The 19216-nt window shown below is 70.6% G+C and carries 21 protein-coding genes; 14 read left to right on the top strand and 7 right to left on the bottom strand.

Annotation, left to right across the window (positions count from 1 at the left end; genetic code table 11):
• Positions 1 to 5 precede the first annotated feature (5 nt).
• On the bottom strand, positions 6 to 452 hold the full coding sequence (locus tag ASF71_RS07270; protein WP_056297311.1) for a thioesterase family protein: 447 nt from the start codon (positions 450 to 452) through the stop codon (positions 6 to 8).
• 45 nt (positions 453 to 497) lie between these two features.
• Here ASF71_RS07270 and ASF71_RS07275 point away from each other — a divergent pair, with 45 nt between their 5' ends.
• The gene (locus ASF71_RS07275; RefSeq protein WP_056297314.1) at positions 498 to 1679 is read left to right on the top strand and encodes an acetyl-CoA C-acetyltransferase; all 1182 of its coding nucleotides are present in this window, start codon (positions 498 to 500) and stop codon (positions 1677 to 1679) included.
• Positions 1676 to 2935, top strand: a complete 1260-nt coding sequence (locus ASF71_RS24970; RefSeq protein ID WP_235514213.1) for an ankyrin repeat domain-containing protein — start codon at positions 1676 to 1678, stop codon at positions 2933 to 2935. Before ASF71_RS07275 ends, ASF71_RS24970 begins: the two co-directional genes overlap by 4 nt.
• Positions 2936 to 2989: 54 nt before the next feature.
• Here the strand turns inward: ASF71_RS24970 and ASF71_RS07285 are convergent, their stop codons facing one another.
• From ASF71_RS07285 to ASF71_RS07295, 3 genes are all read right to left on the bottom strand, one after another.
• Positions 2990 to 3301, bottom strand: a complete 312-nt coding sequence (locus tag ASF71_RS07285; protein WP_056297317.1) for a non-heme iron oxygenase ferredoxin subunit — start codon at positions 3299 to 3301, stop codon at positions 2990 to 2992.
• Between the two features lie 76 nt (positions 3302 to 3377).
• Complete coding sequence (locus ASF71_RS07290) at positions 3378 to 4271, bottom strand: hypothetical protein (RefSeq protein WP_156372664.1); 894 nt, start codon at positions 4269 to 4271, stop codon at positions 3378 to 3380.
• 261 nt (positions 4272 to 4532) lie between these two features.
• Complete coding sequence (locus tag ASF71_RS07295) at positions 4533 to 5180, bottom strand: ribonuclease HII (protein WP_056298297.1); 648 nt, start codon at positions 5178 to 5180, stop codon at positions 4533 to 4535.
• Positions 5181 to 5264: 84 nt separating this feature from the next.
• Here ASF71_RS07295 and ASF71_RS07300 point away from each other — a divergent pair, with 84 nt between their 5' ends.
• The 6 genes from ASF71_RS07300 (at position 5265) to ASF71_RS07325 (ending at position 11153) form a co-directional block, all read left to right on the top strand.
• Positions 5265 to 5564: a hypothetical protein gene (locus ASF71_RS07300; RefSeq protein WP_056297323.1), complete on the top strand. Its 300-nt coding sequence runs from the start codon at positions 5265 to 5267 to the stop codon at positions 5562 to 5564.
• Positions 5565 to 5706: 142 nt separating this feature from the next.
• Entirely contained in the window at positions 5707 to 6864 is a 1158-nt protein-coding gene (locus ASF71_RS07305; RefSeq protein WP_056297326.1) for an NADH-dependent flavin oxidoreductase, read from the top strand.
• A 146-nt stretch (positions 6865 to 7010) separates the two neighbouring features.
• On the top strand, positions 7011 to 7757 hold the full coding sequence (locus ASF71_RS07310; RefSeq protein ID WP_082505720.1) for a YdcF family protein: 747 nt from the start codon (positions 7011 to 7013) through the stop codon (positions 7755 to 7757).
• Between the two features lie 305 nt (positions 7758 to 8062).
• Positions 8063 to 9463 carry a methylenetetrahydrofolate--tRNA-(uracil(54)-C(5))-methyltransferase (FADH(2)-oxidizing) TrmFO gene (gene trmFO, locus ASF71_RS07315; protein ID WP_056297332.1) on the top strand — a complete coding sequence of 467 codons (1401 nt, stop codon included), beginning with the start codon at positions 8063 to 8065 and terminating at the stop codon, positions 9461 to 9463.
• 94 nt (positions 9464 to 9557) lie between these two features.
• Positions 9558 to 10550 (top strand): MBL fold metallo-hydrolase, encoded by a 993-nt coding sequence (locus tag ASF71_RS07320; RefSeq protein WP_056297335.1) that lies wholly within the window; start codon positions 9558 to 9560, stop codon positions 10548 to 10550.
• A 138-nt stretch (positions 10551 to 10688) separates the two neighbouring features.
• On the top strand, positions 10689 to 11153 hold the full coding sequence (locus ASF71_RS07325; protein WP_056297338.1) for a hypothetical protein: 465 nt from the start codon (positions 10689 to 10691) through the stop codon (positions 11151 to 11153).
• A 67-nt stretch (positions 11154 to 11220) separates the two neighbouring features.
• On the opposite strand, the gene ASF71_RS07330 is transcribed toward ASF71_RS07325, so the two are convergent.
• Positions 11221 to 12354, bottom strand: coding sequence for a citrate/2-methylcitrate synthase (locus ASF71_RS07330; protein WP_056297341.1), 1134 nt, complete (start codon positions 12352 to 12354; stop codon positions 11221 to 11223).
• A gap of 130 nt (positions 12355 to 12484) precedes the next feature.
• Between ASF71_RS07330 and tsaB the strand changes: the two genes are divergently transcribed.
• Positions 12485 to 13075, top strand: a complete 591-nt coding sequence (tsaB, locus tag ASF71_RS07335; protein ID WP_056297344.1) for a tRNA (adenosine(37)-N6)-threonylcarbamoyltransferase complex dimerization subunit type 1 TsaB — start codon at positions 12485 to 12487, stop codon at positions 13073 to 13075.
• A gap of 160 nt (positions 13076 to 13235) precedes the next feature.
• Here the strand turns inward: tsaB and rplS are convergent, their stop codons facing one another.
• Positions 13236 to 13706, bottom strand: a complete 471-nt coding sequence (gene rplS, locus ASF71_RS07340; protein ID WP_369814969.1) for a 50S ribosomal protein L19 — start codon at positions 13704 to 13706, stop codon at positions 13236 to 13238.
• A 305-nt stretch (positions 13707 to 14011) separates the two neighbouring features.
• Here rplS and ASF71_RS07345 point away from each other — a divergent pair, with 305 nt between their 5' ends.
• The 3 genes from ASF71_RS07345 to lipA all read left to right on the top strand — a co-directional run bounded on the left by ASF71_RS07345 (position 14012) and on the right by lipA (position 16352).
• Positions 14012 to 14494: a hypothetical protein gene (locus tag ASF71_RS07345; RefSeq protein ID WP_056297360.1), complete on the top strand. Its 483-nt coding sequence runs from the start codon at positions 14012 to 14014 to the stop codon at positions 14492 to 14494.
• Between the two features lie 126 nt (positions 14495 to 14620).
• On the top strand, positions 14621 to 15337 hold the full coding sequence (gene lipB / locus ASF71_RS07350) for a lipoyl(octanoyl) transferase LipB (RefSeq protein WP_056297365.1): 717 nt from the start codon (positions 14621 to 14623) through the stop codon (positions 15335 to 15337).
• A gap of 4 nt (positions 15338 to 15341) precedes the next feature.
• Positions 15342 to 16352 carry a lipoyl synthase gene (gene lipA, locus ASF71_RS07355; RefSeq protein WP_056297368.1) on the top strand — a complete coding sequence of 337 codons (1011 nt, stop codon included), beginning with the start codon at positions 15342 to 15344 and terminating at the stop codon, positions 16350 to 16352.
• Between the two features lie 110 nt (positions 16353 to 16462).
• Here lipA and ASF71_RS07360 read toward each other — a convergent pair whose 3' ends face one another.
• Complete coding sequence (locus ASF71_RS07360; RefSeq protein WP_056297370.1) at positions 16463 to 16786, bottom strand: hypothetical protein; 324 nt, start codon at positions 16784 to 16786, stop codon at positions 16463 to 16465.
• A gap of 163 nt (positions 16787 to 16949) precedes the next feature.
• Here ASF71_RS07360 and murF point away from each other — a divergent pair, with 163 nt between their 5' ends.
• Positions 16950 to 18251, top strand: coding sequence for a UDP-N-acetylmuramoyl-tripeptide--D-alanyl-D-alanine ligase (murF, locus tag ASF71_RS07365; RefSeq protein ID WP_056297373.1), 1302 nt, complete (start codon positions 16950 to 16952; stop codon positions 18249 to 18251).
• 206 nt (positions 18252 to 18457) lie between these two features.
• Positions 18458 to 19183 carry a hypothetical protein gene (locus tag ASF71_RS07370; RefSeq protein WP_056297375.1) on the top strand — a complete coding sequence of 242 codons (726 nt, stop codon included), beginning with the start codon at positions 18458 to 18460 and terminating at the stop codon, positions 19181 to 19183.
• The last annotated feature ends 33 nt before the right edge of the window (positions 19184 to 19216 follow it).

The raw sequence follows: 19216 nt of genomic DNA on the forward strand, positions 1-19216 counted from the left end.
CGGGGTTAACCCTGCTGATCCACCCGCAGCCCTTCGAGCACGCGGCGCAGCTCGGCAGGCAGCGGCGTGGGCCGGCGCGACCCGCGGTCCACATACACGTGCACGAAGTGCCCCTGGGCGCAGGCCGCGTCCTCGCCTTCCCGGAACACGGCCAGCTCGTAGCGCACGCTGCTCTGGCCCAGGTGCGCGACCCGTACGCCCACCAGCAGCGCGTCTGGAAAACTCGCCGGGGCGAAGAAGGCGCAGCCCGTCTCGACGACCAGTCCGATCACCGCGCCGCGCTGCGGGTCCAGCACGCCCGCCCGCGCCAGATACGTGTTGACGGCCGTGTCGAAATAGGCGTAGTAGGTCACGTTGTTCACGTGGCCGTACACGTCGTTGTCGGCCCAGCGCGTCGGCGTAGGGTGCAGGTGCGGGTACGCGGCGCGCAGGTGGGGCACGGGACGGGTCATGCGCGCAGTATGGCGACCCGGCAGAGGCCGCTCTAGACTGCCCGCATGGACAAAGCAGTGATCGTGGCGGCGCGGCGCACGCCCATCGGCAGTTTTCTGGGCAGTCTGCAGGGCGTGTCGGCCGCCGACCTGGGTGTCGCGGCCGCGCTCGCCGCGCTGGAGGGCGTCGGGCCCGAGGTCCGGGAAAACCTGGCCGACGTGATCGTGGGCAATGTGCTCCAGGCCGGGCAGGGCATGAACGTGGGCCGCCAGATCGCCCGCCGCAGCGACCTCGGCGACCACGTGCCGGGCCTCACCGTGAACCGGGTGTGCGGTAGCGGCCTCCAGGCGGTCATCGGCGCGGTGCAGGGCCTGCGGTCGGGGGACGGTCAGGCGTACCTGGCGGGCGGCACCGAGGACATGAGCCGCGCGCCCTACCTGCTGCCCCGCGCCCGTGAGGGCTATCGCCTGGGGCACGGCGAACTGCTCGACAGCATTCTCAGTGAGGGCCTGACCGACGTGTTCCACGGTTACCACATGGGCGTGACGGCCGAGAACATTGCCGCCCAGTGGGGCGTGACGCGGGAAGACCAGGACGCCTTCGCCCTGGAAAGCCAGCGCCGCGCCGCCGCCGCGCAGTCGGCCGGGCATTTTGATGCCGAACTCGCGCCCGTGGAAGTGCCCGGCAAGAAGGGGCCGACCACCTTCGCGCGCGACGAGTACCCCCGCGAGAGCACCGCCGAGGGGCTGGCGCGCCTGAAACCGGCTTTCAGCAAGGGGGGCACGGTCACGGCTGGCAACGCCTCGGGCCTGAACGACGGCGCGGCGATGCTGCTCGTGTGCTCGGAATCCTACGCGCAGGAGCGCGGCCTGCCCGTCCTGGCCGAGATCGCCAGCTACGCGGCGATCGGGGTGGACCCGGCCGTCATGGGCATCGGGCCGGCGAAGGCGGTGCCTATCGCCCTGAAGCGCGCAGGGCTGACCCTGGCCGACGTGGATCTCCTGGAACTCAACGAAGCCTTCGCCGCGCAGTCTCTGGCGGTCGTGCGTGACCTGGGCGCCGACCCGGAGAAGGTGAACGTCACAGGGGGCGCCATCGCGCTGGGCCACCCCATCGGGGCGTCGGGGGCGCGGGTGCTCGTGACGCTGGTGCACCAGCTCCGGCGGCTGAACAAGGAGGTCGGTGTGGCGAGCCTGTGCATCGGCGGGGGCATGGGCATCGCGGTGACGGTGCGGGTCCGGGCGTGACCGACTCCGGCAGGCCTGGGGACACGGGCAGGCCCGCAGACCCCGACGAGGCTTCGACCCTGCTGTTCGCGGCCATCCACGCCCACAACCTGCCGGGCGTGCAGGCCCTGATCGCCGCCGAGCCTGCGGTGCTGGGCGCGCGCAGTCCCTCGGGGCTCTCGCCGGCGCTGTTTGCGGCGTACTACCACCGCCCCGACATCCTGCGGGCGCTGATCGAGGCCGGCGCGCCACTCGACGTGTTCGAGGCGGCGGCGACCGGCGAGGTCGCGGCGCTCCGCGGCTGGCTGGACCGCGACCCGGCGCTGGTGCAGGCCTGCAGCCCGGACGGCTACGCGCCCCTGGGCCTCGCGGCGCTGTTCGGGCGCACGGAGGCGGCGCGGCTCCTGCTCGCGCGCGGCGCGCCCGCTGACGCCCCCAGCCGGGGCACGCCGCCAGTCCGGCCACTGCACTCGGCGGTGTCGGGTCTGCACCGCGACCTCGCCGGCCTGCTGCTGGACGCGGGGGCTGACGTCAATGCCCCGCAGCCGGGCGGCTTGACTCCCCTCATGCTCGCGGCGCTGCGCGGCGACGCCGAACTGGCCGAATTGCTGCTCGCGCACGGGGCCCAGGCCGGGGCGACCGACGACCAGGGCCGCTCGGCCGCCGACCTCGCCGCCGAGGACGGACACGCGGCGCTCGTGGCCCGCCTGCGGGAGGCGGCGGGCCAGCCTCAAGAAACCCGGAATGCGGCGCTCTCCCGGCCGGGCCACACTGGGCACATGAACAACGACGACAAGGTGATCGGCCAGAGCGGCGCGGTGACGGGCTTCGACACGCCCGACCCCAAGGACGACGCCCAGGTGCGCTACACGACCACCCCCGAGACGGACCGCGTGAGCAGCGCCAACCACATGACCTACGAGGCGCCCGAGGTGCCCGACCCGGCCGAGGTCACGGGCCAGTTCGCCCACCTCGCCACGCGCGACCCCGGCGCGATGGAGCACCGCCTTCAGGAGCCCGAGTTCGCCGGAGCCGAGACGACCGAGGGCCTGGGCGGCGAGGCGCTGGCCGGCGTGACCCCCTCGGCTGGGCTGGGCCTCAACGCCAGCCTGATCACTGCTGCGAGTGTGAGTTGGGGCGCCGCCGACCTCAATCCCGGCTATACGCCCCCCAGCGAGAGCGGCCCGCCCCACGTGAGCGAGCAGCCCGGCGACCTGCCGCCCGGTGAGACCTCGGAACTGAGAGCGGAGGTGGACGGCGACAGCAAGTACCGCTGAGGACGAAAGCAGAACGGAGCCGGGCATGGTTGCCTGGCTCCGTTTCGTGATGGGTCACAGCGCCGAGACGTACACCTCGCCGGCCTCGACCTCGGTGCGGTAGATCTTCACCGGCTTGACGGCGGGCAGGGTCTTGGCTTTGCCCGTACTCAGTTCAAACTTGGCGCCGTGCTTCTCGCAGGTGATCCGGCCCATGACCACCTCGCCGCCGAGCAGGGGAAAATCCTTGTGGGTGCAGTTGTTGCGCAGGGCATAGAACTGGCCCTCGTACCGTACGACCAGCACGCCCACGCTGTCCACCTGCACCTCGCCCTGCCAGCCCTCGGGCAATTCGTTCTCGGGACCGACCTTCACGCGCTCGCTCATGCGGGGCAGTCTAGCGGTGGGCCCGGTGCCGCCGGGAGCGGCGACGCCCGGACACGCGGCCGGCATACCCTCTCTGTCAGACGCCGCAGCCGGTCTCCAGCCGCAGTTTCGCGCCGCCGACCGGGGTCCAGCTATAGACTGCGAAACCCTGGCCCTCGTAGTAGGCGCTGTAGACGATCAGTTCCATCCGGCCGTCGCCGTCGAGGTCGGCCACGCCCGCCAGGCGGTAGAGGTTCGCCATCGGCATCGGCTGGTCGCTGCCCGAATCCCAGGCCTGCTTCGGGCCGAGGTAGGCCGCCAGCGTGGAGGTCACGGCCCGGCCCTCCCGCACGAAGCGGACGAGCAGCAGGCTGTAGTCGCCCGGCTGTCCGGCCGGCGGGGGAGAGAAGGCCGTGCCTTCCGGCCCTTCCTCCCGGAAGTACCGCGCCTCGATCAGCACCTCCTGGGTGCCGTCGCCGTCGAGGTCGGTGCGGGTCAGGCCTGTCACGCGGACCCGCGGCTGCGCGACGCCGCGGCGGCGCAGGTCGGCCCGGATGATCTCGGTATAGGTCGGGTTGCTAGGCGGCAGCACTTGCACGGGCCGGGGCACCGCGCGCAGGCCGGCGGGTAGGTACACGCGCAGCGCGCCCTCTGGCGGGACCGGGCTCATCCTGGTGCTCAGGGTCTGCTCGCAGGGTTCGCCCATGCTGCCGGGCCGACTTCCCCGCGCCGTGCCGGTCGCGCGGCCCAGGGTCCAGGCTTGGTAGGTCGCGGCGGGGCCGAGGCGGGCCGCCACCTGGGCATCGGTCAGCCAGCGACCACCCTGCCGCCCATTCCCCTGCCAGCCGCCGAGCAGGTAGGTCAGGTCGCCGCCGGTGGTCGCCAGCACGGGTACGGGGACTGGGGGCGTCGCCGACTGCTGGGCCACCCCCACGCTGCCCAGCAGGGCCACGGCGAGCAGTCGGCGCGTCAGGCTGGACAGGGAAGACATAGAAGCAGCGTATCGGCGTCGTCTAACTGTGCGGACTACGTACCCACGGCCGGCCTTGGGCAAAGCTTGAGGGTGTGGGTACATGGCCCGTAGGCGCTGGAAGACCGTCGCCTAACCCGAACCATGTCGAGTATGGCGCCACTGTCCTCTATTCGCCGGCCCCGGCCAGTCCCGTCGCCCCAGTCGCGGGGCGTTGTGCTTCGGGCTGGACGCGGCGCTGCGGTCTACCCCCCTCGCCTGAAGAGGGCAAGTGCGGCCGCGCTACAGCAGCCGCAGAGGCCCAGTTTCGCCGCTGAGCAGGCGGGCAATCGGGGCGTAGCTGCGGCGGTGCGTCCCGCTGACGCCCAGCTGTGCCAGGGCCGCGCGGTGGGCGGGCGCGCCGTAGCCCTTGTGCGCCGCAAAACCGTAACCGGGGTACTGGGCGTCGAGTTCGGCCATCAACTGGTCGCGCCCGGTCTTGGCGAGCAGGCTCGCGGCGGCCACGCTGTAGCTCAGGGCGTCGGCCTTCGGGGGTGCGCTCAGGGGCAGGGGGGTGCGCAGACGCAGATAGTCGGTCACCAGGGCCTGCGGCGGCGGGTCGAGCCGGGCGATGGCCCGCAGCGCCGCCGCGTGGGTGGCCCCCAGGATGTTCAGGCGGTCGATCTCGTCGGGCCAGGCGTGCTCGACCGCCCAGCTCAGGGCCACGCGGCGCACCTCGGCGGCGTAGTCCTCCCGCTGCGCCGCCGAGAGCTGCTTGCTGTCCCGGAAGGGATAGTCCTGCGCCGTGCCGGGCAGGATCACGGCGGCCACCGTCACCGGCCCTGCCCAGGCCCCACGTCCGGCCTCGTCCACGCCCGCCACCCGGAAGTGGCCGCGCCGCCAGTGCTCGCGCTCGAAGGCCCAGTCGGGGGTGGTGCTGGGAACAGGCATGGCGCTGAAGGTAGCACCGGGCCGGCGCGTCAGCGTGCCCGGCGCCACACAGCCGCTGTGCGCGCGGGCGTAGGCTCGGCGCCTATGGGCAAGAAAGACCGTTCCCTGCCGCGCACCGCCTTCGTGACCCTGCGTGACCTGCCGGGCACGCGGGTGCTGTTCTGGGTCGTGGACGAGTGCCCCTACTGCGGTGAGCGCCACATGCACGTCGCGGGCAACCTGCGCACCGCCGACCCTGGCGAGTCGCTCGGCGAGTACCCGGCTCCCTGCGACCCGTCCCGCACCTACGACCTCGAATTGCCCCCCAAGCCCAAGAAGAAGCAGGGCAAGGAAGCCCGGCGCCGCGAACGCCGCGAGGGCAAACGCCAGGAGCTTGACGAATAAGGCAGAGACGGCAGTCTGTAAAGGAATAAAAAACAAACCGCTTTACTTTTTTAAAAGTTGGGCGCATAGTGGCGGGGTTGCCGGAGCAGTGGCGGTCGACTCCGCCCTCCTTTTTCCCGTTCCTTCCCCCCCGAGGTCTGCCATGAAGCCTGAATTCAACTCCCTGTTCCAGTCCTTTACCCTCCGCAGCGGCGTCGTGCTGGACAACCGCGTCGTGCTGGCCCCCATGACCAACTTCTCCTCGGACGCCCAGGGCAACGTCACCGACGACGAACTGGCCTATTACGCCCGGCGCTCGAACGGCGTGGGCCTGGTCATCACGGCCTGCACCAATGTCACCCGCAACGGCCAGGGCTTTCCCGGCGAGTTTGCGGCCTACGACGACCGCTTCGTGCCCAGCCTGACCCGTCTGGCCCGCACCGTGCAGGGCGAGGGCGCCAAGGCGCTCCTCCAGATCTTCCACGCTGGGCGCATGGCCCCGGCCGCCCTGGTGGACGGCGACGTGGTGAGCGCGAGCGCTGTGTCCCCCGTGCGTGACGGCGCCGAGCAGGCCCCCGCGCCCGCCCCCCGTGAACTGAGCGGCGAGGAAGTCGACGAGATCGTGCGCGCCTTCGGGGAAGCGACCCGCCGCGCCATCGAGTCCGGGTACGACGGCGTGGAAATCCACGGCGCCAACGGCTACCTCATCCAGCAGTTCTTCTCGCCGCACTCCAACCGCCGCACCGACCGCTGGGGCGGCAGCCTGGAAGCCCGTATGGCCTTCCCGCTGGCCGTCGTGGACGAGGTGCAGCGCGTGGTTGCCGAGCACGCCACTGGCCCCTTCGCGGTCGGCTACCGCTTCTCGCCCGAGGAGCCCGAGACCCCCGGCATCACGATGGACGACTCGCTGGCCCTCGTGGACGTGCTGGCCGACAAGGGCATGGACTACCTGCACATCTCGCTGATGGAGTACGCCTCGCTGCCCCGCCGCGCCAGCGACACGGCCAGCAGCCGCCTGGAGCAGATCGTGGCGAAGGTTGCCGGGCGCACGCCGGTCATGGGCGTCGGCTCGGTGCACACGCCCGAGCAGGCCGCGCAGGTGCTGAAGATGGGCGCCGAGTTCGTCGCCCTGGGCCGCGAACTCCTGATGGATCCCGACTGGGTCGCCAAGGTCCGAGACGGCCGCGAGGCCGAGCTGGAGACGGTGCTGGATGTCGAGGGCCAGGACCGCCTCGTGATCGCCACGCCGCTGTGGAACGCCCTGGTGAACACCCCCGGCTGGCTGCCCCTGAGCAAGAAGCCCGAAGCCGTCACGGCCTGAGCTTTTCCGCTCCATAGATTCCGCACCGTGCCCCCGCCCCTGACCGGCGGGGGTTTTTGGCGCCCTCGGCTATGCTGACGCGCGTGACTTCCCGCCCACGCCCCGAACTCCCTGGCCTCCTGACCGGCCTCGCCACCGGGTGCGGACTGGCCGTGCTGGCAGCGCTGCTAGGTGAGGTGCGGGCGCCCGCACCGCTGCTGCTGGGGGTGATCCTGCTGTGCGGGGCGCTGGGGGCGTGGCGGCCCACCCGGCTGCTGCTGGGCTGGGGTGCTGGGCTACTGGCAGCGGCGGTGGCCCTGTGCCTCCTGACGCCGGTCCTGCGCGGGCCGCTGAACGCCCTGACCGTCTCTCAGCTACCCGTGCGCGCCGACGCCGTCGTGGTGCTGGGGGCCGGGGTGCAGTGCGGGGCGGGCACCCTGGAGGCGACCAGCCTGACGCGGCTCGTGCGCGGGCTGGAGCTGTGGCGGGCTGGGTACGCCCCCACTGTGACCGTCTCGCAGCAGTCGGGCCTGATTGGGCCGCACGAGTGCGCCAAAATGAGCGACCTGGAACGCGCGCACATCGCTGCCCTGTACCCGGCAGGCGGCCCCGAGGTCCTGACCCTGCGGACGGTCACCACGACCCGCGACGAGGCCGCGCGGGTGGGGGCCTACGCCCGTGAGCGGGGCTGGCGGCGGGTCCTGATCGTCACGTCGCCTTGGCACGCGCGGCGCACGCAGGCGCTGTTCCGGGCGCAGGGGGTGGACGCCGTGAGCGTGCCCGCGCCCGAGAGCCGGTTCGACTACGGCCTGCTGTATCCGCACGACCGGCTCGCCGCGCTGCGGGTGCTGCTCTACGAGGGGCTGTCGCGGGTGAAGTTCGCGGTGGGGGGGACGCCGGAGCGGGGGAAGTAGGCGGGTCGGAAGGCGTCCGAGGGTCTACTTTCCCTCGTCCCCAGTCCCCGCCCGCGAGGAGAGGAAAGCTTCTCGCTGCGCTCGGCAAGAATCGTTCCTATGGTTGGCGGGGTGGCGCTGTTTTACGGCCTGACGGCTCGCGTTGGGGCCATCCCTGCCCGGTTGAAATGTCCCGCGCGCGGCGCACATGACGGCCTTTAGGGAAAGGTGGGCAGTCGGGGCATGGGCTCGTATCTTCCATGAACCACGCGCCCTTCGGTTCTCACATCCCACTTCCGGCACCTCATACGCCCTAGAGTGTCCTGATGACGGGTTTTCAGGGAATTACGGTGGTCGGTGCGGGATTGGCCGGGTCGGAGGCGGCGCTGGCGGCGGCCGGGGCAGGCGTGCGGGTGCGCCTGCACGAGATGCGGCCGGTCAAGATGACCCCGGCGCACCGCAGCGGCAACTTTGCCGAGCTGGTGTGCAGCAACTCGCTGGGCGGCGAGGGTGAGATGCAGAGCAAGGGGCTGCTCCAGGCCGAACTGCGCAGCGTGGGGGGCGCGGTGGTGGGCGCGGCAGACGCCTCGCGCCTGCCGGCGGGCAACGCACTGGCCGTCGAGCGCGACGAGTTCAGCGAGCGTGTGACGCGGGCTGTACGCGAACATCCCCTCATCGAGATTGTCGAGGGCGAGGTCGAGGCCGTGCCGGAGGGCATCGCCGTCATCGCCTCTGGGCCGCTGACCTCCGACGCGCTGGCGGCCGACCTCGCCCGGCTCACCGGCAGCGAGCGCCTGAGCTTCTACGACGCGGCGGCGCCGGTCATCGACGCTGAGAGCATTAACCTCGACGTGGCGTGGCGCGCGGGGCGCTACGACCAGAGCGCCGACTATCTCAACTGCCCCTTCACCAAGGACGAGTACCTCGCCTTTTTCGGAGCGCTGGAACAGGCCCGGTCCCACACGCCGCACGACTGGGAGAAGCTCGAATTCTTCGAGGGCTGTATGCCCATCGAGGAGATCGCGCGCCGGGGGGTGGATACGCCGCGTTTCGGCCCCATGTCGCCCAAGGGCCTGGACGATCCGCGCACCGGGCGCTGGCCCTACGCGGTCGCGCAGCTTCGTCAGGAGGACCGCGAGGGCCGGCTGTGGTCGCTGGTCGGCTTTCAGACCGGCCTGAAGTGGGGCGACCAGAAGGCGGTCGTGAACCTCATTCCGGGGCTGGAGAACGCCGAGATCGTGCGCTACGGCGTCATGCACCGCAACACTTACCTCAACGCCCCCAGCGTGCTCGATTCGACGCTGGCGCTGCGGGCCGATCCGCAGAAGTTCGTCGCCGGGGTACTGGCGGGCACCGAGGGCTACCTGGAATCGGCGGGCACTGGCTGGCTGGCGGGCACGAACGCTGCGCGGCTCGCCCGGGGCCTCGCGCCGCTGACCCCACCCGCCGAGTCCATGCTGGGCGGGCTGGTGCGCTACCTCGCCTCGGCCAACCCCAAGGGCTTCCAGCCCATGAACGTCAACTGGGCGCTGGTGCCCGAGATGCCTGCCGAGATCAACCCCAAGACCGGCAAGCCGCGCAAACTCGGCAAGCGTGAAAAGCGGCCCGTGCTGTTTCGCCGGGGTCTGGACGCCTTCATGGCCTGGGCAGGGGAGGAGGCCGGCGTGCCGGTGACGCCGCGCGTGATTCCCGAGCCCGCCAGCGACGAGGTACCGGCGCTGCGCTGAGGGATTGCGGGCGCGACGTGGGGGAGAGGCCCGGCCGCGTTCGGCAGACGGAGCCAGTTCAACGAACGGCCGCGCCGCGCCGTAGGCTGGGGCCATGACCACCGCACCCCTCCTGACCCCCGTGACGGGGACGCTGCACGCCCTCCAGGTGCCGATTCCCTACCCGATGAAGTACGTCACGGTGCTTATCGACGCGCCCGCGCACGGCCCCGTGACCATGATCGATACGGCGCTCGACACGCCCGAGGCCCGGCAGGCCATTGAGGACGGGCTGGCGGCGCTGGGGCTGCACTGGGAGAGCATCGACCGGGTCATCATCACGCACCACCACCCCGACCACTACGGGCTGGCGGGCGTGGTCGAGGAACGCAGCGGCGCGCGCGTGCAGATGCTCGACGTGGAGATCGGGCGCGGCGAGCGCTACTGGCACCTGTGGGAGGAGTGGCTGCCGGGCCACCTCAAGTTCATGCGCGACCACGGCCTGCCCGCCGAGTCACTGGCGAGCATGGGGGCCGACAACCGCAAGGGGCGCGACCGGGTGCATCCGGCGAGCGCCGTACAGCCGCTGCGCGAGGGCCAGAATGTCGAGCTGGCCGGCGGCGAGTGGGAGGTGCTGTGGCTCCCCGGCCACGCCGACGGGCACCTGGGCCTGTGGAACGAGCACGAAAGCGTCCTGATCGCCGGGGACGCCATCCTGCCGCGCATCAGCCCCAACGTGGGCCTGTACGCCTACACGCGGCCCGACCCGCTGGGCGACTACCTCCAGACGCTGGGCAAGTTGGAGCTGCTCAACCCGGTGCGCGCGGTCGTCGGGCACCACGGCCCCGTCATGACCGGTGTGCAGGCCCGCGCCCGTGAGTTGCGTGCGCACCACCACGAGCGTCTGGACTTCATCCGCGCCGAGGTGGCCCGGCAGCCGGGCGACGCCTACGCCCTGTCGCTGGCGATGTTTCCGCGCGACCTGAACATCAGTGGCCGCCGCTTTGCCCTGGCCGAGACGCTGGCGCACGCCGAGCACCTGCGGCTGCTGGGCGGGGTGTACCGCACCTGGGACGAGGCGCGGGAGGTGTGGGTGTACCACGGCTGAAGCCGGTCAAGAGAGGTGCGTGCAGGTCCGGCCCGGGTGAATCTGGCCCCAGTGGACCGGGAAGCGGCGCCCCGCACCGGGCACACCTGGGGGCAAAATCCCCCATTTTCCGCGCAGCACGGGGTCTATACTCCGCCCATGACGGTTCCCCAGACAGAATTGCAGCGCATTGTGGCGTCTCTGCAACAAAGCGGCCTGACCGTCGAACCGGTCGAGGACGGCGCCCTGATCCGCAGCGGTGAGACCCGCGTGGCGCTGTTCGCCGAACCCGAGCCGCAGGGCGGCGTAATCGTGCGGCTGCACCTCGACCTCGACCTGTACGTCGAGGAGGAGAGCCTGCCCGACATCCTGATGGGCATGAACCTCCTGAATCAGGGGCTGGACTATGGCGCCCTGAACCTCGACCCCGTCGAGACCGAGGAGGACGAAGACGATGACGACGCGCCCGTCACCTTCGCCATTCTGGGCCGCGCGGTGCTGTGGTTGCAGGACCTCGGGCCGCTGGAGCTCGACCGTCTGCGCGAGCACCTGCGCCGTTTCGAGGCTGAAGTGACCGAGGCGGTCGAGCGCACCCTGCACGGCAGCAAGGGCCTGAGCGCCTAGAGCGGGAGGCGAAAAGGAGGGCCGGAGCAGTCACGCTCCGGCCCTCCTTTTTCATCCCCTCCGGTACTTACTGGCGGTCCTGCAGGGGGACGTACTGCGCGTCCTTGGCGCCGGTGTACACCGCGTCGGGGCGCAGCAGGCGGTTGTCGCGGGTGTACTCGATCACCGAGGCGCACCAGCCGCTGATGCGGGCGAGCGCGAAGATCGGCGTGAAGTATTCCTTGCGGATTCCCAGGTCGCTGTAGACCGTGCCGCTGTAGAAGTCCACGTTGGGGTAGATGCCCTTGGAGCCCATGCGGTCCACCACGATCTTCTCGATGGTTTCGAGAATCTGGTAGTAGTTGCTCTTGCCTTCCTTGTTGGCGACGTGCTCGGCGTAGTCCCGCAGCACGCGCGAGCGCGGGTCAAAGTACTTGTAGACGCGGTGGCCCACGCCCATGATCTTGACCTTGTGGTCGAGCTTGTTGGTGATGTAGGCCTCGGCCTTCTCGGGCGTGCCCACCTCGTCGAGCATGTCCATCACGGCTTCGTTGGCTCCGCCGTGCAGCGGCCCCTTGAGTGCGCCGATGGCCGAGGTGACGCACGAGTACATGTCCGACAGGGTGCTCGAGGTGGCGATGGCCGTGAAGGTGCTCGCGTTCATGCCGTGGTCGGCGTGCAGCACCAGGGCGATGTCGAACAGGCGCGCCTGCTCGGGCGTGGGCTCCTTGCCGGTCAGCATGTACAAGAAGTTGCCCGCGTGGTTGAGATCCATGCGCGGCGCGACGATCTCCTGGCCTTCCTGCGAGCGGTTGATGGCCGCGATGATGGTCGAGAACTGCGCGATCATGCGGACGCTGATGGCGCGGCGCGCGTCCTCGCCCGTCTCCTCGGACTGCGGGTCGAGCAGGCCCAGGTACGAGGCGGCGGTACGCAGCGCCTGCATGGGGTTGATGCCGCGCGGCATCGCCCGGATCACGTCAAGCAGTGCGCCGGGCACCTCGCGGTTGGCCTTGAGTTCGGTGTCGAAGGCCGCGAGTTCGGCGGCGGTCGGCAGTTTGGCGTCGAGCAGCGCGAGGCTGAGTTCTTCGAAGGTGCTGTTTTCGGCCCAGTCCTGAATCGGAATGCCCAGGTGCGTCAGGACGCCCTCGGACCCGTTGATGAACGTGAGCTTGCTCTCGGTGAAGAGGACGCCTTCGAGTCCTTTGGCAATTTCGGTCATGTTGAGGCCACAATACCACCGCCCCGGAACTGACTCTGAACTGACCCCCGGACGTTCCCCCGGCGGTGACAGCCGCCCTGCCGCGCACTGGCCTGCCGGGCCGCGGGGATGCCCCGTACAATGCCCGGCGATGACCGTGCCCGCTGCCCCCGACCCGACAGTCCCCGGCGTAACGCTGGCGCTCGACACCGCCACCCCGCACCTGACCCTGGCCCTGAGCTGGGCAGGTGGCGTGACCGAGTGTCCCATTCTGGAGTGGAGGGAGGAGGTGGGCCGCGCCCACGCCGAGCGGGTGGCGGGCGCGCTCGACGAGCTCTTCGCGCGCGCGGGGCTGCCCCGCCGTGCAGACACCGTCGTGATCGGCACCGGTCCCGGTTCGTACACGGGCGTGCGGGTGGGCGCGAGCTACGCCCTGGGGTTGGCGCGCGTGTGGGGCGCTCCGGTGTTGGGCGTTCCCACCCTGGAGGCGTTGGTCACGGGGGACGGCCCCCAGGCAGTCGCGCTCGACGCCCGCAAGGGCAACGTGTACGGCGCGGTCTACGAGGTGACGGCCGGGACAGTCACGGGCGTGCGGCACGCGCCCCAGAAGTACGCCCTGGAGGACCTGCGCACCCTGGCGGCGGACCTGCCCCTGCACCTCAACCCGGCACCCTCGGGCCCGGCCCTGCTGCGCGCGGGCTTGGATCACGGCGCGCGCGACTGGGCATTGGCATACCTGTAGAGCCGGTCTTCATGGCCGTGCGGAGCGGGTGAACTTGCAGGCAGGCCGTCACGTCGCCCGGTGCTCCGAGATCGGGGAAGGGTGCTGCCCGCACCCCGCTAGGCTCCACGGCCAAAAAAAACCGCCCACCCCGGAGGGCAGGCAGCCGAAAACCTGGGGCTTATTCGCCCTGGGTTTCGGGGGCGCTTTCGGTGCTCGCTTCGGCCGGGGCAGCGGCAGCCGTAGCTGCGGCCTGCTTGGCCTGGTTGGCACGGGCGGCGTCCTTCATCACGCGGCTGCGGTCGCTCTTGATGCGGGCCGCCTTGCCGCGCAGGTCGCGCAGGTAGTACAGCTTGGCGCGGCGCACCTTGCCGCGCTCCAGGACCGTCACCTTGGCGAGCAGGGGGCTGCTGTAGGGGAACACGCGCTCCACGCCTTCGCCGAAGGAGATCTTGCGGACCGTGAAGCTCTTGCGGCTGCCCGACCCGTTGATGGCGATGACCACGCCTTCGAAAGCCTGGTTACGGGTGCGGGTGCCTTCGACGACCTTCGTCTCGACGCGGATGGTATCGCCGGGGCGGAAGTCGGGGTGGTCGGTCTTGATGTGGCCCTGCTCGACGGCGCGCAGAATCGCGCCACGGTTCACCTTCATGCCTTGCATATCTGCTCCTTCGGCCAGCGGACCGCCCCACCGTCCCGCATGGTGCGGGCAGAGACGTTCGTACACCTGCTTGCGGTCTGTCTGCACGCTGGCAGCACACCGGACCTTGGGAGTATAGGGGAAATGCCGGGGGGCGGCAAGACCGGGTGGCCGCGCCCTGTCCTCTCTGACCGCGACCTGTCTGGTTGCTGAAAACGAACAGGGGGCGTATCTCAGTGCGCCCACATGCCCGGTGCTTAGGCTCGGCGGTGAACGGCGCAACACAAAACACTCGTGCAGGACACCTGGAGGTGGTTATGACCATCGGCAAAAGGATGTTGGGCAGTGTCGTCGTCGGTACGGCGTTCGGGTTGGCTGGAGTGGCAGGCGCGCAGTGCGTCAGGACGCCGGTCTCGGCCTACAATGGTCTGGTCAAGATCGAGTATCCGCGTGGCGGGGGCGGCGCGTCCGTGCAGCGGGCCTGCGACGCGGGCGCCCGGCAGCTCGCCGCCGACGTGATGGCGGCCGGCAAGGCCAACGGCGTGCCGGTGCGTTGGGTCGAGGTCTACGGCGTGCGCAACTGGGGGTCGACGTTCCACGACCTCATCTACAAGACGCGCGCCCTGGGCTACGGGCAGGTGGGGTTCAGCAAGTTCAACGCCCTGCCCCGCACCCGCCAGAGCAACAAGGAGCAGGTCGTGTACGCCAACAGTTCGGGTAAATACGTTGCCCAATTCTCGTACACCGAGGGTCTCAGCACCGCCAACACCGCGACCGTGTTCGTGCTCTACGGCAACTGAGGACGGGGACGGCACCTGAGGGGCTGGTCATTGACCACCGCGACTGTGTCCCCCTACAGGTCCGGGTGTCCGGCATTGCCGTCACCGGCACCTTGATGTCCGGGTCCGAGGTTTACACTCGGGAACGTGAGCGTTCCGGCATTCGACATTCTTGACCTGGGCACGCTGCCCTACCCCGAGGCGTGGGCGCTGCAGAAGGTGCACCACGCCCGCGTCGCTGAGGGCGGGCGGTCCACCCTGCTGCTCGTCGAGCATCCGGCCGTCCTGACCCTGGGCCGCAAGGCCCGCGAGGGCGACAACATCGTCGTGACCCGCGAGTACCTCGCCGCGCAGGGTATTGAAGTCTTTGAGGTCGAGCGCGGCGGGGACGTGACGTACCACGGCCCCGGCCAGCTCGTCGCCTATGCGGTCTTTCCGGTGGGGCGGCGGGTCCGCGACTTCCTGCGGCTCCTCGAACAGAGCGTGGTCACGGCGCTGGACACCCTGGGCCTGCCCGACGCGCGGCCCAATCCCGGCTACGCGGGCGTGTATGTCCCCGACCGCGAGGTGAACGGCCTGCCCCGGCACCAGAAGCTCGCCTCCATTGGGGTGGCGGTCAAGCGGCACGTCGCGCTGCACGGCGTTGGTATGAACGTCACGACCCACCTGGACCACTTCGATCTCATCGTGCCCTGCGGTCTGACGGATACCCAGATGACCAGTGTGGCCCGCGAATACGAGCTGCGCGGCCTGCCCCTGACGGCAACCATGCCGGCGGCCAAGGCGGCGCTGGCCGGCGCGTTCACGACCACTTTCGAACACTACGACTGGACGCTGCCCGAGCTCGCGGCGTCGGGAGGCTGAAACCATGACCCAGCACGAATCGGCGCCGCATAACGACGCCCCCAAGGAACCCAAGTTCATCAAGAACGGCATCTACCGCAAGGACAGCGTGCCGGTGCGCGAGAAGAAGCCCGAGTGGCTCAAGGTCACCATCCCGACCGGGCAGGTGTTCACCGAGGTCCGTAAGATCGTCAAGGAACACCGACTGCACACGGTGTGCGAAGAAGCGATGTGTCCCAACATCGGCGAGTGCTGGTCGCGCGGCACCGCTACATTCATGCTCATGGGGCACATCTGCACCCGCGCGTGCCGTTTCTGCGCCGTGGATACGGGGAACCCGATGGGCAAGCTCGACCTCGACGAGCCGCGCCACGTCGCCGAAAGCGTCAAGCTCATGGGCCTGAAGTACGTCGTCCTGACCTCGGTCGACCGTGACGACCTGCCCGACGGCGGCGCGTATCACTTCGCCAAGTCGGTCGCGGCCATCAAGCGCGAAAATCCTGAGACCCGTGTGGAGGCCCTGACGCCCGACTTCGGGGGCAACACCCACTGCGTGGATCTCGTGCTGGACAGCGGTGTGGATACCTACGCCCAGAACCTGGAGACCGTGCGCCGCCTGACACACCCGGTGCGCGACCGCCGCGCCGACTACGACCAGACCCTGGCCGTGCTGGCCCACGCCAAGCGGGCGCGTCCCGACGTGATCACCAAAACCTCGATCATGCTGGGCCTGGGCGAGACCCGCGAGGAGATCACCGAGGCGATGCACGACTGCCGCGCCGCCGGGGTGGACGTGCTGACCTTCGGGCAGTATCTGCGCCCGACCATGCACCACCTGCCGGTCGACCGTTACGTGTCGCCCGCCGAGTTCGACGAGATCCGCGAGGAGGGCATGAGCCTGGGCTTCCTGGAAGTCGTCTCGGGCCCGCTCGTCCGCAGCTCGTACAAGGCCGAGCAGATCGTGATGGACCGCCCCGGCAACTTGCCTGAGCACCTCGCGCATCTCGACGCTGGCAGTGAACTCAGCCTGATCTGAGGCTGGAGAGGGGAGAAGGGGACCGGGGCGGCAGGCCTGCCGCCCCGGTCCTCTGGCCCAGGACTAGAAAAGCCGCCCTCCGACTGGGGGCGGCTTCGGGTTTCCTGTGCCTACGCGAGCCGTTTGCCCGCGTCCATCAGGGTGCTGGCGAGCTTGGTGACCTGTTCGCCCACCTGCCCGCCGTCTGGGGCTGCGCGCTCGGCCGACTCGCCCAGCTTGACGAGCAGGTCGCTGATGCGGCCGGCGTCGGGAGCATCGCTGTCGAGCTGATGGCGCAGAGACACGAGGTCGGCGTGCAGGGTCTTGGCGCCGCGCCAGTCGGCGTTCTCCAGGTCGCTCAGCCAGCTCTCGATCAGGGCGGCGCCGTCTCCGGCGTCCAACTTGCTCAGGTCGCCGCTCAGGGCGTCGATGGTGGTCTGAATATCGGTGGGCATGGGGGTTCCTCCCGGAAGGTGACGGTGCGGGGTGGTCCCGCAGCTCGGCCCGCACCATGCGCGGTGCATGGGGGCCGGACTGCGCGCCCGCCCGCTTTCTTCAGGGCGGGTGAAGCGACTGGGGTTCGGCGGGGGCCGGGCAGTGGTTTGCTAGCCTGCCCCCATGCTGGACCCCCATGCCCTGCCCCCGGAGCTGTTCCGTGCCGCCGTTCACCCGGAGGCGCGGCCCGCTGCCCGCCTGACCTGGGACTCGCGCGAGGCCTCGCCCACGGTCGCCTTTGTGGCGCTGCTCGGCGAGAAGATGCACGGCAACGCCTTCATCGAGGCGGCGCTGGCGGCCGGCGCACCGTTCGTCCTGACCGACCTGGACGTCCCCCGCGCCGTGCGGGTGCAAGACGCTCAGGAGGCGTTGTTCGCCTGGGCACGCCACGAGCGCGCGAAGAACGCCCTGGTGGTGGGCATTACCGGCAGTGCGGGCAAAACGACCGCCAAGAGCTACGTGGCGGCGGCGCTGGACGCCCACTTCATGCCGGTGTTCAACACCATGCCCGCCATCGCCTGCTTCCTGATCGAGTTCGGTGCGTCGGGGCGGCCCCTGGTGGTCGAGATGGGCATCGACCGACCCGGCGAGATGGCCGAATTGATGGCCCTCGTGCGCCCAGACGTGGGCGTGGTCACGACCATCGGCCCGGCGCACCTGGAACAGCTCGGCAGTGTCGAGGCCATCGTGCGCGAAAAGGGCGGCATCCTGGCGGGCACGCGCGGGTTGGTGGGCACGCAGGCCTCGGCCTTCTACACGGGGGTGGACAGCTACGGTTTCGGGGACGTGACCTACGCGGGCCACGATCTCGTGCTCACGGCACGCGGGGCCATGTTCACCTACAGCGACGTGTTGGTCGAGCTGCCGCTGGCCGCCCGCGTGCAGGCCGAGGCGGCGGTGTTGGGGCTGCGGCTCGCGCAGGAGGCGGGCGTGGCCCTGCCCGCCGCCGCCGAGCGGCTCTCGCGGGTGCAGGTGCCGGGGGGCCGCTACCGGGTGCATCCGGGGAGATACACGGTCATCGACGACGCCTACAACGCCTCGCCCGTCGCGGTGACGGCGGCGCTGGACGCCCTGAGCACGCAGGCGGGCGGTGGAAGCACGGGGCGGCGTATCAGCGTGCTCGGGCAGATGCTCGAACTTGGCCCCACCGAACGCGCCCTGCACGCCGAGGTCGGGGCCTACGCCCGTGAGCGCGCCGACCTGACCTACGGAGTGGGGGTCTACGCCCGCGAACTGGGCGAGCGGGCCTCGCGCACGGTCCCCGAGCTGCTCGGCGCCCTGCGGCGCGAGATCCGGGACGGCGACGTGGTCCTCGTCAAGGCCAGCCGGGGCATCTCCTGGACCCCCGACAAGCGCGCGCAGGAGGGCGTGGGCCTGGACGTGGTCGTGGACGCGCTGCTGCGCTGGCGCGACGGTCAGGACTGAGCCGGCTTCCGGTGGCAGGGCGGCGCCGGGCGAGCATCGGGTGATATCCGCTTCTCTGGTCCAGCTCCGCGAATGTACCGGCCAGCCCCAAAGGCCGGCTGTTGTGGGGGCTTGTTCCTGCACAGGCAGGCTGGAGCACCGAACGGCGCGGCCTGCTCCCCGCCGTCCTCACCCGGCACTCCGGGGCCCGTCCGACAATACCGGAGATGCGTTCCCTTCTCCCCCTCGCCCTGCTTGCTCTGCTGCCCGCTTGTGCGCCGGCCTACACCGCGCCGACCGGGGACGCGGCCTTCCGGGCCGCCTTCAGCAGCGCGGGGGTGACGTGGGTCTCGGGCGGGCAGGCCTGTGTAGCGCGTGTGCCCGAGTACCGGCCGGTGTGTCCCCGCCTGGGCCGGGCGGTGGACGTGGCCTGGAACGGCGGCGACGCCTGGGCCGGCGTGCCGGGGGCTGGGCTGGCAGTGACGCTCGACCGCGCGGCGCGCAGCGTGCCGGCCGGCGCGGTCGCGGCCCTGAGCAGCGAGCTCATCTACCGGCAGGACGGCAGCGCCCTGAGCTATGAGGGGCTGGCGGCCGGACAGGGAGCCGGGGGCCCGAGTGCGGCCGTGACCGGGGGCGACGGGCTCGACTACGTGGTGCTGGATGGACAGCTACGGCGCGGCGGCGCAGTGGTCGAGGCGGAGGCGCAGCCCTACCTGTACGCCACGGCGCGGGGGGCGGCTACGGCAGCGGTGCCCACGGCGGCTGCGAGCACGGGCGACCTCTACCGTCTTCAGGGGGGACAGCTTGAGCGGATCGACGCCTCCGGACGTGTCATCGCCCGCACGCCACACGGGCCTGGACGGGTCGGCGTGGTGGGCCAGGACATCGTGACCGTGTCGGCGGCGGGCGAGATCCGGCGGTATACCCAGACCCTCGCACCGCTCGTCCCCTGAGCCTGGGCCAGCGTGCCGGTCCCCGACATGCCC

The sequence above is a fragment of the Deinococcus sp. Leaf326 genome, assembly GCF_001424185.1.
Classification (GTDB): Bacteria; Deinococcota; Deinococci; order Deinococcales; family Deinococcaceae; genus Deinococcus.

Excerpts from the sequence above, each read along its gene's own strand:
- ASF71_RS07275 (WP_056297314.1), top strand. The coding sequence starts at position 498 with ATGGACAAAGCAGTGATCGTGGCGGCGCGGCGCACGCCCATCGGCAGT.
- rplS (WP_369814969.1), bottom strand. The coding sequence starts at position 13,706 with ATGAAGGTGAACCGTGGCGCGATTCTGCGCGCCGTCGAGCAGGGCCAC.
- ASF71_RS07360 (WP_056297370.1), bottom strand. The coding sequence starts at position 16,786 with ATGCCCACCGATATTCAGACCACCATCGACGCCCTGAGCGGCGACCTG.
- ASF71_RS07295 (WP_056298297.1), bottom strand. The coding sequence starts at position 5,180 with ATGCCTGTTCCCAGCACCACCCCCGACTGGGCCTTCGAGCGCGAGCAC.
- tsaB (WP_056297344.1), top strand. The coding sequence starts at position 12,485 with ATGACCGTGCCCGCTGCCCCCGACCCGACAGTCCCCGGCGTAACGCTG.
- ASF71_RS07305 (WP_056297326.1), top strand. The coding sequence starts at position 5,707 with ATGAAGCCTGAATTCAACTCCCTGTTCCAGTCCTTTACCCTCCGCAGC.
- ASF71_RS07300 (WP_056297323.1), top strand. The coding sequence starts at position 5,265 with ATGGGCAAGAAAGACCGTTCCCTGCCGCGCACCGCCTTCGTGACCCTG.
- ASF71_RS07325 (WP_056297338.1), top strand. The coding sequence starts at position 10,689 with ATGACGGTTCCCCAGACAGAATTGCAGCGCATTGTGGCGTCTCTGCAA.
- ASF71_RS07320 (WP_056297335.1), top strand. The coding sequence starts at position 9,558 with ATGACCACCGCACCCCTCCTGACCCCCGTGACGGGGACGCTGCACGCC.
- ASF71_RS07290 (WP_156372664.1), bottom strand. The coding sequence starts at position 4,271 with ATGTCTTCCCTGTCCAGCCTGACGCGCCGACTGCTCGCCGTGGCCCTG.
- ASF71_RS07285 (WP_056297317.1), bottom strand. The coding sequence starts at position 3,301 with ATGAGCGAGCGCGTGAAGGTCGGTCCCGAGAACGAATTGCCCGAGGGC.
- ASF71_RS07330 (WP_056297341.1), bottom strand. The coding sequence starts at position 12,354 with ATGACCGAAATTGCCAAAGGACTCGAAGGCGTCCTCTTCACCGAGAGC.
- lipA (WP_056297368.1), top strand. The coding sequence starts at position 15,342 with ATGACCCAGCACGAATCGGCGCCGCATAACGACGCCCCCAAGGAACCC.
- ASF71_RS07345 (WP_056297360.1), top strand. The coding sequence starts at position 14,012 with ATGACCATCGGCAAAAGGATGTTGGGCAGTGTCGTCGTCGGTACGGCG.
- trmFO (WP_056297332.1), top strand. The coding sequence starts at position 8,063 with ATGACGGGTTTTCAGGGAATTACGGTGGTCGGTGCGGGATTGGCCGGG.
- murF (WP_056297373.1), top strand. The coding sequence starts at position 16,950 with ATGCTGGACCCCCATGCCCTGCCCCCGGAGCTGTTCCGTGCCGCCGTT.
- ASF71_RS07370 (WP_056297375.1), top strand. The coding sequence starts at position 18,458 with ATGCGTTCCCTTCTCCCCCTCGCCCTGCTTGCTCTGCTGCCCGCTTGT.
- ASF71_RS07270 (WP_056297311.1), bottom strand. The coding sequence starts at position 452 with ATGACCCGTCCCGTGCCCCACCTGCGCGCCGCGTACCCGCACCTGCAC.